The sequence below is a fragment of the Streptomyces sp. MAI_2237 genome, assembly GCF_054189285.1.
Genome location: NZ_JAJPGQ010000002.1, coordinates 72,522 through 86,302, shown reverse-complemented (window position 1 = coordinate 86,302; position 13,781 = coordinate 72,522). Strand labels below are relative to the sequence as shown.

Below are 13,781 nucleotides of genomic sequence, written 5' to 3'. Positions count from 1 at the left end.
AGCCAGTCGGTCATCGCCAGAATGATCGATTCTGCCAGTGAGCCGGGTCCAGGAGATGCCCGGCCTTCGCGTTTCGGACAAGGACGGCGGCAGGCCGGTGCCCCGGGGCGCCTCCTGCCCTTTCCGTATCCTCTGACCTCGAACTGCTCTTCGGGGGAGAGGAACAGAGCGGTGGCACTGCACGAGGGCGATCCCGGGGCGCGGGGCGAGTACCGGATCGTCGACCGGCTCGGGGCCGGTGGCATGGGCGTCGTGTACCGGGCGAGATCGCGGTCCGGACGCGAGGTCGCCGTCAAGGTGGTGCACGCCCAGTACGCCGCGGACCCGGTCTTCCGCGCCCGCTTCCGCCACGAGATCGCGGCCGTCCGCAAGGTCAGCGGAGCCTTCACCGCGCCGGTCGTGGACGCCGACCCGGAGGCCGAACTGCCGTGGATGGCCACGCAGTACGTGCCCGGGCGCTCGCTCGCCGACCATCTGCGGGCGCACGGTCCGATGACGGGCGCGCAGCTGCGGAACCTGGCCCTGGGCCTGGTGGAGGCGCTGAGCGACATCCACCGCACCGGGGTCGTGCACCGCGATCTGAAACCGGCCAACGTCCTGATGGCCGAGGACGGCCCCCGGGTCATCGACTTCGGCATCTCGCGCGCCGCGGAGAACCAGACGCTGACCGAGACCGGACACATGATGGGCACCCCGCCCTTCATGTCTCCCGAACAGCTCTCGGACGCCCGCTCGGTGGGACCGGCCTCCGACGTCTTCTCGCTCGGCTCGCTGGTGGTGTTCGCCGCCACCGGCCGCGGCCCCTTCGACACCGACAGCCCCTACCTGACGGCGTACCGCGTGATGAGCGAGGAACCGGCGCTGGACGCCGTGCCCCCGCCGCTGCGCGCGGTCGTGTCCCGCTGTCTGGCCAAGGAGCCGGCCGCCCGCCCCGGGCTGGACGAGCTCTCCCACGCCTTCACCACCGCCCTGCCGGACGCCGCGCCCGGCCAGATGCCCACGCTGCCCCACCGGCGGCCGGACCCGCAGCCGACGCTGCCGCCGGCAGCCGCCCCCGCGCCTCCCGTCGAGGCGCAGGCCGCGCCGCGCCCGCCGAGAGCCGGCAACCGGCGGCTGCGGGTGCTCGTCGCGGTGGCCGGCGTACTGGCGGTCGCGCTCACCGCCTATCTGCTGGGACCGTTCAAGGGCGGCGGCGGCACGGTCCAGGGGGGTGCCTCGCCCAGTGCCTCGGCCACCCGCTGGGCCGCCTACCCGGCCGGCTGGCGGCCCTGGCGGACGACCGTGTACGCGGACGCCGCCCAGGGGGTGCGGAAGAGCGGGGCGCCGGACATGCGCGGCTACGGCTCCGGGCCGCATCCGACGTGTGTGCCGGGCGGCGCGTCCTTCTACTGCGCGGGTCAGAACGCCCTGCCGATCCGTGTCGACGCCGCCACCGGCCGGACCCTCTGGCGGGCCGCGGCCCGGCCCGAGAAGACCCCGCTCGACCGCTACGGGGCCCAGGTCCTCGGCGCGCACGACGGCGTGCTGCTCGTGCGGGAGACCATCGGGAACGCCGCCGGCGACGACGAAACGATCACCGTCTCCGCCCTCGCCGCGGACAGCGGCAGGCGGCTGTGGTCCAGGCAGGTGTCGAACCAGTGGGTCGCCACGGCACTCGTGGGCGGCCTGGTCCTCGTCCCGGACGGCTCCGGCGTCACCGCCCGTTCCCCGCGGGACGGCGCCGCACGGTGGAGCATGACGCTGCCCTCCGGCTACAACTGCTCGTACGTCCTCGACGGCGACCGGGCCTTCGTGGACTGCCTCGACCACCACACCCCGACCGGCGCCCAGCGGCGGCTGTTCGCCCTCGACCCCGCCGACGGAGGGCTGCGACGACTGGGTTCCGCCCCCTCGGTCGTCGCGGCCTACGCCGGGACGCTGGACGGGCGCCTGGTGTTCGTCGAACGGCGCAGCTCCGATCCGAACACGGAGGACAACCCCTTCGTCCGGGTGGTGGTGATCGACCCCGCGGGCGGCCGGACCCGCACCGTCGAACTGGCCCAGCAGCAGGACGGGGACGTCGGTCTGGCACAGGGGGTGCTGTGCTTCGTCACCTCCAACGGCCGGCTGGCGGCCTTCTCGCCGCTCACCGGCAAGCCCCTGTGGAGCACCGCGACGACGCTGGAGCAGCCGGGCCGGCCGACCTCCGACGGGCGCGGCAGCCTGTTCGTCGCCAGCGCCAGCGGACGGGTGGCCGCCCTGGACGCCCGTGCGGGGACGCTGCTGTGGGAGTCGTACCCGCGCGCGGGCCGCGTGAACAGCTTGGGCGGCCCGCTCACGGACCCGGTCCCGCACCGGGGCGCCCTGCTGGTGGCGGCCCCCGACGGCACCCTCGTCACCCTCGACCCCGCGCACCCCGAGCGGAAACCCGTCTCGGGGTGACACGGGAGGTGGTGCCTACGGCAGCGCCAGCATCCGCTCCAGCGCCAGCTTCGCGAACTTCTCGGTCTCCTTGTCGACCTCGATGCGGTTGACCAGCTTGCCCTCGGCCAGCGACTCCAGCGTCCAGACCAGGTGGGGCAGGTCGATGCGGTTCATGGTCGAGCAGAAGCAGACCGTCTTGTCGAGGAAGACGATCTCCTTGCCCTCGGGGGCGAAACGGTTCGCGAGGCGGCGGACCAGGTTCAGCTCCGTGCCGATGGCCCACTTGGAGCCGGCCGGGGCGGCCTCCAGCGCCTTGATGATGTACTCCGTCGAGCCCACGTAGTCCGCGGCGGCCACGACCTCGTGCCGGCACTCGGGGTGGACCAGGACGTTCACGCCGGGGATGCGCTCGCGCACGTCGTTCACCGAGTCCAGCGAGAACCGGCCGTGCACCGAGCAGTGCCCGCGCCACAGGATCATCTTCGCGGCGCGTAGCTCCTCGGCGGTCAGCCCGCCGTTCGGCTTGTGCGGGTTGTAGACGACGCAGTCCTCCAGGGACATGCCCATGTCCCGGACGGCGGTGTTGCGGCCGAGGTGCTGGTCGGGCAGGAACAGGACCTTCTCGCCCTGCTGGAACGCCCACTCCAGGGCCCGCTGGGCGTTGGAGGAGGTGCAGATCGTGCCGCCGTGCCGGCCGGTGAAGGCCTTGATGTCGGCGGAGGAGTTCATGTACGACACGGGCACGACCTGTTCGGCGACGCCGGCCTCGGTCAGCACGTCCCAGCACTCGGCGACCTGCTCGGCGGTCGCCATGTCGGCCATCGAGCAGCCGGCCGCGAGGTCGGGCAGGACCACCTTCTGGTCGTCCGAGGTCAGGATGTCGGCAGACTCGGCCATGAAGTGCACACCGCAGAAGACGATGTACTCGGCCTCCGGGCGGGCGGCCGCGTCCCGGGCCAGCTTGAAGGAGTCGCCCGTGACGTCCGCGAACTGGATGACCTCGTCGCGCTGGTAGTGGTGGCCGAGCACGAAGACCTTGTCGCCGAGCTTCTCCTTGGCCGCGCGGGCGCGCTCCACCAGGTCGGGGTCGGAGGGCGAGGGGAGGTCGCCGGGGCACTCGACACCCCGCTCGCTCCTCGGGTCGGCCTCGCGGCCGAGCAGCAGCAGGGCGAGCGGAGACGGCTGTACGTCGAGCTCCGGGGTCTGGGCGGTGGTCACGACACGCACCCTTTCTGTTCTGCGGATGTTCTCTGCGGAGTGCTTTTCGTCGAACTGACGCTATCTATCATAACCCGGTTCACGTCACTTTGACGATGGTCATAGCGTCGATGTGACATGAATCCCGGTGCCGCAGCGGCGCATGGCCTTCGGGGCGCTGTTCGCTTCCTCGCGGGTGTGCGAGCATGAAGAGACAGGGCGAATGACGAAGCAGTCGCTCGGCCCGGAATGAATCCGCGGCCCCGGCGGTTGAAACCGTCGGCAAGCAGTCTCCGTACAACCCGGGAGAGATGTAGATGTCCGTATCGGACGAGACCGGCACCGTCACCGACGGCATCATCCTGTCCGACGCCGCCGCGGCGAAGGTCAAGGCCCTGCTCGACCAGGAAGGCCGTGACGACCTGGCCCTGCGCGTCGCCGTTCAGCCCGGTGGCTGCTCCGGCCTGCGTTACCAGCTGTTCTTCGACGAGCGTTCCCTCGACGGCGACGTGGTCAAGGACTTCGGCGGCGTCAAGGTCGTCACCGACCGGATGAGCGCCCCGTACCTGGGCGGCGCGTCCATCGATTTCGTCGACACCATCGAGAAGCAGGGCTTCACGATCGACAACCCGAACGCCACGGGCTCCTGCGCCTGCGGCGACTCCTTCAGCTGAGCCGTCCCGCACGGCTCTGACGAACACCGCGAAGGCGGCGGCCCCCTCCGACCGGGCCGCCGCCTTCGCGCGTCCGCGGCCTACCGCACCCCGGCCGACGTCCGCGGCAGCCGCGCGCCCGGCTTCATCCGCGGAATTTCGCTGCCGTCCGAGCCCACGACCTTCCGGTCGCCCAGCGGCTCCTTCAGCTGCACCGTCCGCACCATCTCCTTGGCGATCATGATGCAGACCTTGTTCTTGTACGGCGTCTCGGTCACCGTCACGGTCACCTTCTCGGGACTCTCGCTCGCCGTCGCGGCGTAGTCGCCGCACACCCCGCCCGTGAAGGACACGGTGAGCGTCCTGTCCTCGGCGATGTAGCCCTCCACCTTCACATCCCGGGTGGCCGGAGCGGAGGTCGAGGACGGGGTCGGCTGCCCGGAGGGCGTGCCCGAGCCCAGGTACTTCGGATCGATCGCCGGATACGTCACCGTGAAGGCGTCCGGCGCGCCAGCCGCCCGCACCTCGAACAGCCAGGACGGAACCAGCGCCGGCCGCCCGGCCACGGTGTGCGCGGCCAGCCCGAAGACGGCCTTCTCGACGGTGGCGGTCGGCTTCGCCGGCGTCGCCGTCGCCCCCGGGGTCGCCTCGCCGCAGGGAGCCTCGAGACGGTCCTTCAGCGGTACGGGGCTGGCGCAGCCGCCGATGCCCATGCGGTGGTCGGTGACGGGCGCCGCGTTCATCAGCTCCAGCGTCCTGCGCGCGCCCAGCACGGGATACGTGTCCCCCTTCACCGGCGCCTTCAGCCGGCCGCTGCCCCCGACCACCTCGCCCTGCGCGCCCACCGTCAGCGCCGTGGTCCAGCCGTAGGTGGGCAGTCCGCCGACCACCGGATCGGCGTTCACCATCCGCTGGGCGCCCATCACCTGGCTGGCGTCCACCTTCGCGTCGTCCTGACCCGCCGCCTTCAGAACCGGCGCCGCCGCCTTCTTCGCGGCCGCCTCGCTCACGGTGTCGACGGCCGGGTTGGCCGGGTCCTTGTGGCACACGGCGACGTCGCGGCAGTCGTCGGTCCCGGCCGCGTACCGGTGGTACGTCCACGTCCCGGGCGCCTGCTTGTCGACGACGAGGCCGGGTCCCGACGGGTCCTTGGCGGGCCCCACCCGCCAGGCCTGCCCCTGCGCCACCGGCGCCCCGTCCAGTCCGAGCGCCTTCGCCAGCCGGGCGACCTCCTCCTTGGTGACCTCGCCGCCCGCCCGGTACACGGGCGCCGAATCCGGCCCGCCGGGCAGGCTGCCGACGACCTTGTACGTCGTGCCGTACGGGTTGGGCTCCCCGGGCGCGATCCCGTTCGAACCGCTGTCGCCGTAGCCGTCGAGGGCGAGCGGCGGGGGAGGGGTGCCGTCCCCGGAGGCCCCGGAGCCGGTACGGCCACCGGACCCGCCGGAGGCCGACGCGGCGAGGTAGGCCCCGCCACCGCCGACGAGCAGGACGGCGGCGGCGACGGAGGCGACGAGCGCGGGCGAGCGGCGACGGGACGGACGCGGGTGCTCGGCATCGGGATCGGGGGTGGCATCCGGCACACCGTCATCCGCCCCGTCGGCCCCGTGGCTCCCGTCGGCCCCGTCAGCGGCCGCGTCGGCCCCGTCAGCCGCGTCGGCCTCGGTCTCCTCGGCGGCCTCCTGCTCGTCCCCCGCCTCGGTGACGTCTTCCGCCGGCTCGGCCGCCTTCGTCCCCTCAGAAGCGGCGTCCGGAGTCCCAGGGCCCTGTTCCGCCACGGCGCCCTGCTCCTCGGCGTCCTTGTCGGGTCGCTCCGTAGTCACCGCATCGCTCCTTCACGTGCTGTCCCAGAACCCTGACCCGGCCCTGTCAAAACGGGCGGAGAAGGGTCGTATCGCGCATCCCCTCAAGGGGGGACGGCGATGGGACGTGCCGGGGGAGCGCACGGTTCCCTCGCACGCGCCGATCCGGACCCACCACGCCGGTCTCCCGACCGCCGCGCCGGCCTCCGGACCACCGCGTCCGGCTCAGTCGCCGTATTCGGACATCGCCTCCAGCAGCCGCGCCGACGTGGAGGGCACCGTGACCCCGTGGATGCGCGACGGGGAGACCGGAAGCGGAAGAGCCCGGTCGGGAGCGGCCCAGTGCGGGGCCATCCGGGCGCAGTCGCCCCACAGCGACGCCATGTCGCCTTCGAGGTCGACCGGGGCCGGGGCATGGACCTTGAGGTTCGTCATACCGGAACCGTAAGCACGGACCCGCCCGTCGAGAAAGATCTACTATCGGGTAGTTCCAGCCAGTTCACCGCCTGGGTCCCGGCCCGCTGGAGCGCGCCGCTACGACCCGGTAGCGTGAAGCGTCAATTCGTCTCCCCACAGGAGAGTCAACGCCGTGCGCATCGCAGTCACCGGCTCCATCGCCACCGACCACCTCATGACCTTCCCCGGCCGCTTCGCCGACCAGTTCGTCGCGGACCAGCTGCACACGGTCTCGCTCTCCTTCCTGGTCGACAACCTGGACGTACGCCGGGGCGGCGTCGGCGCGAACATCGCCTTCGGCATGGGCCAGCTCGGCACGACCCCGATCCTGGTCGGCGCCGCCGGCTTCGACTTCGACGAGTACCGGGCCTGGCTGGAGCGGCACGGCGTCGACACCGACTCGGTGCGCATCTCCGAGACGCTGCACACCGCCCGCTTCGTGTGCACCACCGACTCCGACCACAACCAGATCGGCTCCTTCTACACGGGCGCGATGAGCGAGGCCCGCCAGATCGAGCTGAAGACCGTCGCGGACCGCGTCGGCGGCCTCGACCTCGTCCTGATCGGCGCCGACGACCCCGAGGCGATGCTCCGCCACACCGAGGAGTGCCGCTCGAGGTCCATCCCCTTCGCCGCCGACTTCTCCCAGCAGATCGCCCGGATGAGCGGCGACGAGATCCGGATACTGCTGGAGGGCGCCACGTACCTGTTCTCCAACGAGTACGAGAAGGGGCTCATCGAGGCCAAGACGGGCTGGTCCGACACCGAGATCCTGGCCAAGGTCGGCCACCGCGTCACCACCCTCGGCGCGCGCGGCGTCCGCATCGAGCGGATCGGCGAGGACCCGATCGAGGTCGGCTGCCCGGACGAGGAGCGCAAGGCCGACCCCACCGGCGTCGGCGACGCCTTCCGCGCCGGCTTCCTCTCCGGCCTCGCCTGGGGCGTCTCCCTGGAGCGCGCCGCCCAGGTCGGCTGCATGCTCGCCACCCTCGTGATCGAGACGGTCGGCACCCAGGAGTACCAGCTGCGCCGCGCCCACTTCATGGACCGCTTCACCAAGGCCTACGGCGACGACGCCGCCACCGAGGTCCGCAAGCACCTGGCCTGACTAGGACACCCGGCGGACCACATACGCGGCACCGTGGTCCGCCGGCTCCTCGCCGACGTACTCCTGCCCGCGCATCTCGCACCACGCCGGGATGTCCAGCCGGGCCGCCTCGTCGTCCGCCAGCACCCGTACCGTGCCGCCGACCGGGACCTCGCCGATGACCTTCGCCAGCTCGATGACGGGCAGCGGGCACAGCTTGCCCAGGGCGTCCACGACCAGGGCGTCCCGGTGCCGCACGGTCGTGGGCGTCGGCGCCCCCAGCTTCTCCCGCACCGCCGCCACCGCGCCCGGCAGCACCTCCAGGAACCGCTCCACGTCCTCCGCCGCCGCTTCCGGCGGCAGCGAGATCCGCACATTCCCCTCACTCAGCACGCCCATCGCCTTCAGCACATGGCTGGGCGTCAGCGTGCTGCTCGTGCAGGACGATCCGGACGAGACGGAGAAACCCTCCCGGTCCAGCGCGTGCAGCAAGGTCTCCCCGTCGACATAGAGACAGGAGAAGGTGACGATCCCCGGCAGCCGCCGTACGGCGTCGCCCACCACCTCCACGTCCGGCACCAGTTCCGGCACCCGCACCCGGATCCGCTCCGTCAGCTCCCGCAGCCGTACCGCCTCCTGAGCCGCCTCGTCCCGCACCGCCCGCAGCGAGGCGGCCGCCGCCACGATCGCCGGAAGGTTCTCGAACCCGGCGGCCCGCCCGGACTCCCGCTCGTCGGCAGGCCCTTGGACGGCGAACCGCACCCCTTTGCGGACGGCCAGCAGCCCCACTCCGGCCGGGCCGCCCCACTTGTGCGCGCTGGCCGTCAGCAGCGACCAGTCACCGTCGACCGGCCCCCACCCGAGCGACTGCGCCGCGTCCACCAAGAGCGGCACCCCCGCCGCCCGGCACGCCTCGGCCACCTCCGCCACCGGCTGCACGGTCCCCACCTCGTGGTTGGCCGACTGCAGGCACGCCAGCGCGGTGTCCTCCCGGAGCGCTGCCGCGAAGGCCGCCGGATCCACCGCCCCCGACCGGTCCACCCCCGTATGGGTGACCGTCCCGCCCGCTGCCTCGTGCGTGCCGGCGGCGTGGAGCACCGAGGAATGTTCGACGGCGGACACGATCAGGTGACGTCCGACCCGCCGTCGCCCGGCCAACGCGCCCGCGACGCCGGTGTGTACGGCCGCGGTCCCGGAGGAGGTGAAGACCAGCTCGTCGGCCCGGCACCCCACGGCCTCGGCGGCGGCCTCCCGCGCGGCGTCCAGCAGCATCCGCGCCCGGCGTCCTTCCCGGTAGAGCCGGGAGGGGTCGGCCCATCCCTCGTCCAGCGAGGCCAACAGCGCCTGACGGGCGACGGGATGAAGGGGAGCACTGGAAGCGGCATCGAAGTAGGGCATACGCACACGCTAAGACGTCCCTCGGAGCAGCGTCCCAGGGGCGCGAGGAACGGCGCGACAAGCCACAATCCCAGCCGCAGCCGCCAATCCAGCGAACCACCCCGCCCACTAGGCACCCCTCCCCGCGAACCCTCGGAGAGCGTCGGCTAGGGTTTGGTCCGCATAAACATCCAAACCCCTGCCCGACGCAGGGCGGCGACCGACCACCGAAGAAGGCAGGCCGCAGCCAATACGCGCGGGCGAGACTCTCGGGAAGGCGCTACGTGAGTCCCAACGGCTCCGACCGCTCGCCGCGGCGCCCGATGCGGCGGAAGCTGCTGCAGGCAATGACCGCGGGCCTGGTCCTGGCGACCGCCACCGGTTGCACATACAAGGACTTCCCCCGCCTTGGTATGCCCACCCCGACCACGGAAGAGGCTCCGCGGATCCTCTCGCTGTGGCAGGGCTCCTGGGCTGCCGCGCTCGCCGTCGGCGTGCTGGTGTGGGGTCTGATCATCTGGAGCGCGATCTTCCACCGGCGCAGCCGGACCAAGGTCGAGGTTCCCCCGCAGACCCGGTACAACATGCCGATCGAGGCGTTGTACACGGTCGTCCCGCTCATCATCGTCTCGGTGCTCTTCTACTTCACGGCCCGTGACGAGTCGAAGCTCCTCAGCCTCACGGACAAGAAGCCCGACGTGACGGTCAACGTCGTCGGCTACCAGTGGAGCTGGGGCTTCAACTACATCGCGCCGGTTCCCGGTGTGTCCGGCGATGCGAAGACCGACAAGAACCTCGCGGCGATCCCGGACCGGTTCAAGAACGAGTTCCCGGCGAACGCGGGCGGTGTCTACGACACCGGTACCCCCGGCACCCGGAACCCGCAGACCGGCAACCCGGGGCCGACCCTGTGGCTGCCGAAGGGCAAGACGGTCCGCTTCGTCCTGACCTCTCGTGACGTCATCCACTCCTTCTGGGTGGTGCCGTTCCTGATGAAGATGGACGTCATCCCGGGCCACACCAACTCCTTCCAGGTGACCCCCAACAAGGAGGGCACCTTCCTGGGCAAGTGCGCCGAGCTGTGCGGCGTCGACCACTCCCGGATGCTGTTCAATGTGAAGGTCGTCTCCCCGGACCGCTACGAGCAGCACCTCAAGGACCTCGCCAAGAAGGGGCAGACCGGTTACGTTCCCGCCGGCATCGCGCAGACGAGCCACGAGAAGAACCGGGAGACGAACAACCTGTGAGCATCCTCAACGAACCCCAGGGTGCCGCGGCAGCAGGGTCCCACTACACGGACGAGCTGCCGGTCCGGCGCCAGAACCGCGGCGGTGTCGTGATCAAGTGGCTGACGACCACTGACCACAAGACGATCGGCACGCTGTACCTGGTCACGTCGTTCGCGTTCTTCCTGATCGGTGGGGTGATGGCGCTGCTGATGCGCGCCGAGCTCGCCCGCCCCGGTCTGCAGATCATGACGAACGAGCAGTTCAACCAGGCGTTCACGATGCACGGCACGATCATGCTGCTGATGTTCGCGACGCCGCTGTTCGCCGGCTTCACGAACTGGATCATGCCGCTGCAGATCGGCGCCCCGGACGTGGCCTTCCCCCGGCTGAACATGTTCGCCTACTGGCTGTACCTGTTCGGCTCGACGATCGCGGTGGGCGGCTTCCTGACCCCGCAGGGCGCGGCCGACTTCGGCTGGTTCGCCTACTCCCCGCTGTCGGACGCGGTCCGCTCGCCGGGCGTCGGCGCCGACATGTGGATCATGGGTCTGGCCTTCTCCGGCTTCGGCACCATCCTCGGCGCGGTCAACTTCATCACCACGATCATCTGCATGCGCGCGCCGGGCATGACGATGTTCCGCATGCCGATCTTCGTGTGGAACGTGCTGCTGACCGCGGTGCTGGTCCTGCTCGCCTTCCCCGTGCTCGCCGCCGCGCTGTTCGCGCTGGAGGCGGATCGGAAGTTCGGGGCACACGTCTTCGACTCGGCCAACGGCGGAGCCTTGCTCTGGCAGCACCTCTTCTGGTTCTTCGGCCATCCAGAGGTGTACATCATCGCGCTGCCGTTCTTCGGCATCATCTCCGAGGTCATCCCGGTCTTCTCCCGTAAGCCGATGTTCGGCTACATGGGCCTGATCGGCGCGACCATCGCCATCGCGGGCCTGTCGGTGACGGTGTGGGCGCACCACATGTACGTCACCGGTGGTGTGCTGCTGCCGTTCTTCTCGTTCATGACGTTCCTCATCGCGGTCCCGACCGGTGTGAAGTTCTTCAACTGGATCGGCACGATGTGGAAGGGGTCCTTGAGTTTCGAGACCCCGATGCTGTGGGCGACCGGCTTCCTCATCACCTTCACCTTCGGCGGCCTGACCGGCGTCATCCTGGCCTCGCCTCCGATGGACTTCCACGTGTCCGACTCGTACTTCGTGGTGGCGCACTTCCACTACGTCGTCTTCGGCACGGTCGTCTTCGCGATGTTCTCCGGCTTCCACTTCTGGTGGCCGAAGATGACCGGCAAGATGCTCGACGAGCGACTGGGCAAGATCACGTTCTGGACGCTGTTCATCGGCTTCCACACCACGTTCCTGGTGCAGCACTGGCTGGGCGCCGAGGGCATGCCCCGCCGCTACGCCGACTACCTGGCGGCCGACGGCTTCACCGCCCTGAACACGGTCTCGACGATCGGCTCGTTCCTGCTCGGCATGTCGATCCTGCCGTTCCTCTACAACGTGTGGAAGACGGCCAAGTACGGCAAGCCGGTCGGTGTCGACGACCCCTGGGGCTACGGCCGTTCGCTGGAGTGGGCGACGTCCTGCCCGCCCCCGCGCCACAACTTCCTCACCCTGCCGCGGATCCGCAGCGAATCCCCGGCGTTCGACCTTCACCACCCTGAGATCGCCGCTCTCGACCAGCTCGAGAACGCGCCTCACGGTGAGAAGGCCCTGGCTGGTGGCAAGGAGGCCGGCAAGTGAAGATCCAGGGCAAGATGTTCATGTGGCTGAGCGTCTTCCTGCTCGTCATGGCGGTCGTCTATGGCGTGTGGTCGAAGGAGCCGGCCGGCACCACGGCCCTCTTCCTGGCCTTCGGCCTGAGCATCATGGTCGGCTTCTACCTGGGCTTCACCGCCCGGCGGGTCGACGTGGGCGCGCAGGACAACAGGGATGCCGACGTCGCGGACGACGCCGGCGAGGTCGGGTTCTTCAGCCCGCACAGCTGGCAGCCGCTGGCTCTCGGCGTGGGCGGCGCGCTGGCCTTCCTGTCGGTCGCGATCGGCTGGTGGCTGCTGTACTTCTCGGCGCCGATCATCATGATCGGCCTGTACGGCTGGGTCTTCGAGTACTACCGCGGTGAGAACCGCACCCAGTAGCACGCGAGGAACGCGTCAGGAGCCCGGACACTCCGTCAGGAGGGTCCGGGCTCCCTCTTTTGCAGCAGCGCCGTTCCCCCGTACGCCTCACCCGACGCGCCGTGGCCGACCCCGCTCCCTAGCGTCGAGGGCATGAACACATCTCCGCGCACCCGCACCGTCGTCAGCTGCACGCTGCTGGTGATCGCCCTCGGCGCGGGCGTCACCGCTTGCGGCAGCGGCGGCAACTCGCTGACCTCGAAGCCGTACGACGCGTCGGACCAGATCTCCTTCAACGGGCCCTCCGGTGACGGGAAGAAGGCCGACCCGGACAAGCCCCTGGAGGTCACCGCCCAGGACGACGACGGCCGTATCACCGACGTCACCGCCGTGGACGCCACAGGGCGCTATGTGACGGGAGAACTCTCCGCCGACGGCACCCGGTGGCACAGCACCTCTCCGCTGGCCGCCAACGCCCACTACACGCTCCGCGTGAGCACCGAGGACGGCGACGGGGCGCCCGGCCGCAAGGTCCTGGCCTTCGACACCAGCACACCGACCACCAAGAAGCGGCTGACGGTCGCCTTCGGCCCGGACTCGGGCACGTACGGCGTGGGCCAGCCCATCACCGCCAAGCTGAGCAAGCCGGTCGCGGACAAGGCGCAGCGGGCCGTCGTCGAACGGGCCCTCAGGGTCGACTCCGTGCCCGCCGTGCAGGGCGCCTGGCACTGGGTGGACGACAAGGAGCTCCACTACCGGCCCAAGGACTACTGGCCCGCCCACGCCACCGTCTCGGTCCGCAGCGACCTCGACGGCGTCAAGATCGGCGACCGGCTTAGGGGCGACAAGTCCAAGCCCCTGAGGCTCACCATCGGCGACCGCGTCATCGCCGTCACCGACGCCGCCGCGCACTCCCTGACGTTCTACAAGAACGATCAGGAGGTCAGGGAGATCCCGGTCACCACCGGCAAGCCGGGCTTCGACACCCGCAACGGCGTCAAGGTGGTGCTGGAGAAGCAACAGTACGTACGTATGCGCGGCACCACCGTCGGCATCGCCGAGGGCTCGGCGGACTCGTACGACCTGCCCGTCTACTACGCGACCCGCGTCACCTGGAGCGGCGAGTACGTGCACGCCGCCCCCTGGTCGGTGGGCTCGCAGGGCTACGCGAACGTCTCCCACGGCTGCACCGGCATGAGCACCGACAACGCCGAGTGGTTCTTCGACCACGTCCGACAGGGCGACGTCGTCAAGGTCGTCAACTCCCAGGGCGACACGATGGAGCCCTTCGGCAACGGCTTCGGCGACTGGAACATGGCCTGGGCGAACTGGCGCAAGGGCAGCGCGCTGGTCGCCGGGACACCGGACGGGCCGAGCCCGGCGGAGCGGGCCCGGCTGCGGCCGGAGAACGTTTGAGGAGGACCGGGCTTCCACACGCCCCCGGGCTCCCGC

Annotated in this window: 11 protein-coding genes; 7 read left to right on the top strand and 4 right to left on the bottom strand. The window is 70.7% G+C overall.

All coding sequences use genetic code 11. From position 1 onward, the window contains the following. Positions 1 to 171 precede the first annotated feature (171 nt). Positions 172 to 2,421 carry a protein kinase domain-containing protein gene (locus LN251_RS05205; RefSeq protein WP_458243321.1) on the top strand — a complete coding sequence of 750 codons (2,250 nt, stop codon included), beginning with the start codon at positions 172 to 174 and terminating at the stop codon, positions 2,419 to 2,421. A 15-nt stretch (positions 2,422 to 2,436) separates the two neighbouring features. Here LN251_RS05205 and nadA read toward each other — a convergent pair whose 3' ends face one another. Next, positions 2,437 to 3,621 carry a quinolinate synthase NadA gene (gene nadA, locus LN251_RS05200; protein ID WP_458243320.1) on the bottom strand — a complete coding sequence of 395 codons (1,185 nt, stop codon included), beginning with the start codon at positions 3,619 to 3,621 and terminating at the stop codon, positions 2,437 to 2,439. A 296-nt stretch (positions 3,622 to 3,917) separates the two neighbouring features. Between nadA and LN251_RS05195 the strand changes: the two genes are divergently transcribed. Next, positions 3,918 to 4,274 (top strand): iron-sulfur cluster assembly accessory protein, encoded by a 357-nt coding sequence (locus tag LN251_RS05195; RefSeq protein ID WP_020137379.1) that lies wholly within the window; start codon positions 3,918 to 3,920, stop codon positions 4,272 to 4,274. 80 nt (positions 4,275 to 4,354) lie between these two features. Here LN251_RS05195 and LN251_RS05190 read toward each other — a convergent pair whose 3' ends face one another. Both LN251_RS05190 and LN251_RS05185 read right to left on the bottom strand, forming a co-directional pair. Next, positions 4,355 to 6,076, bottom strand: coding sequence for a hypothetical protein (locus LN251_RS05190; RefSeq protein ID WP_458243319.1), 1,722 nt, complete (start codon positions 6,074 to 6,076; stop codon positions 4,355 to 4,357). A 204-nt stretch (positions 6,077 to 6,280) separates the two neighbouring features. Then, a complete protein-coding gene (locus tag LN251_RS05185) occupies positions 6,281 to 6,490 on the bottom strand; it encodes a hypothetical protein (protein ID WP_458243318.1) in 210 nt (69 codons plus the stop codon). 154 nt (positions 6,491 to 6,644) lie between these two features. Here LN251_RS05185 and LN251_RS05180 point away from each other — a divergent pair, with 154 nt between their 5' ends. Continuing rightward, positions 6,645 to 7,619 carry a carbohydrate kinase family protein gene (locus LN251_RS05180; protein WP_458243317.1) on the top strand — a complete coding sequence of 325 codons (975 nt, stop codon included), beginning with the start codon at positions 6,645 to 6,647 and terminating at the stop codon, positions 7,617 to 7,619. Here LN251_RS05180 and LN251_RS05175 read toward each other — a convergent pair whose 3' ends face one another. After that, positions 7,620 to 8,996 (bottom strand): aminotransferase class V-fold PLP-dependent enzyme, encoded by a 1,377-nt coding sequence (locus LN251_RS05175; RefSeq protein WP_458243316.1) that lies wholly within the window; start codon positions 8,994 to 8,996, stop codon positions 7,620 to 7,622. Between the two features lie 263 nt (positions 8,997 to 9,259). Between LN251_RS05175 and ctaC the strand changes: the two genes are divergently transcribed. The 4 genes from ctaC to LN251_RS05155 all read left to right on the top strand — a co-directional run bounded on the left by ctaC (position 9,260) and on the right by LN251_RS05155 (position 13,745). Beyond that, the gene (gene ctaC, locus LN251_RS05170) at positions 9,260 to 10,222 is read left to right on the top strand and encodes an aa3-type cytochrome oxidase subunit II (protein WP_458243315.1); all 963 of its coding nucleotides are present in this window, start codon (positions 9,260 to 9,262) and stop codon (positions 10,220 to 10,222) included. Beyond that, a complete protein-coding gene (ctaD, locus tag LN251_RS05165) occupies positions 10,219 to 11,955 on the top strand; it encodes an aa3-type cytochrome oxidase subunit I (RefSeq protein WP_142151452.1) in 1,737 nt (578 codons plus the stop codon). Before ctaC ends, ctaD begins: the two co-directional genes overlap by 4 nt. Continuing rightward, positions 11,952 to 12,350 (top strand): cytochrome c oxidase subunit 4, encoded by a 399-nt coding sequence (locus LN251_RS05160; RefSeq protein WP_458243314.1) that lies wholly within the window; start codon positions 11,952 to 11,954, stop codon positions 12,348 to 12,350. Before ctaD ends, LN251_RS05160 begins: the two co-directional genes overlap by 4 nt. A 132-nt stretch (positions 12,351 to 12,482) precedes the next feature. Beyond that, positions 12,483 to 13,745, top strand: coding sequence for an Ig-like domain-containing protein (locus LN251_RS05155; protein ID WP_458243313.1), 1,263 nt, complete (start codon positions 12,483 to 12,485; stop codon positions 13,743 to 13,745). The last annotated feature ends 36 nt before the right edge of the window (positions 13,746 to 13,781 follow it).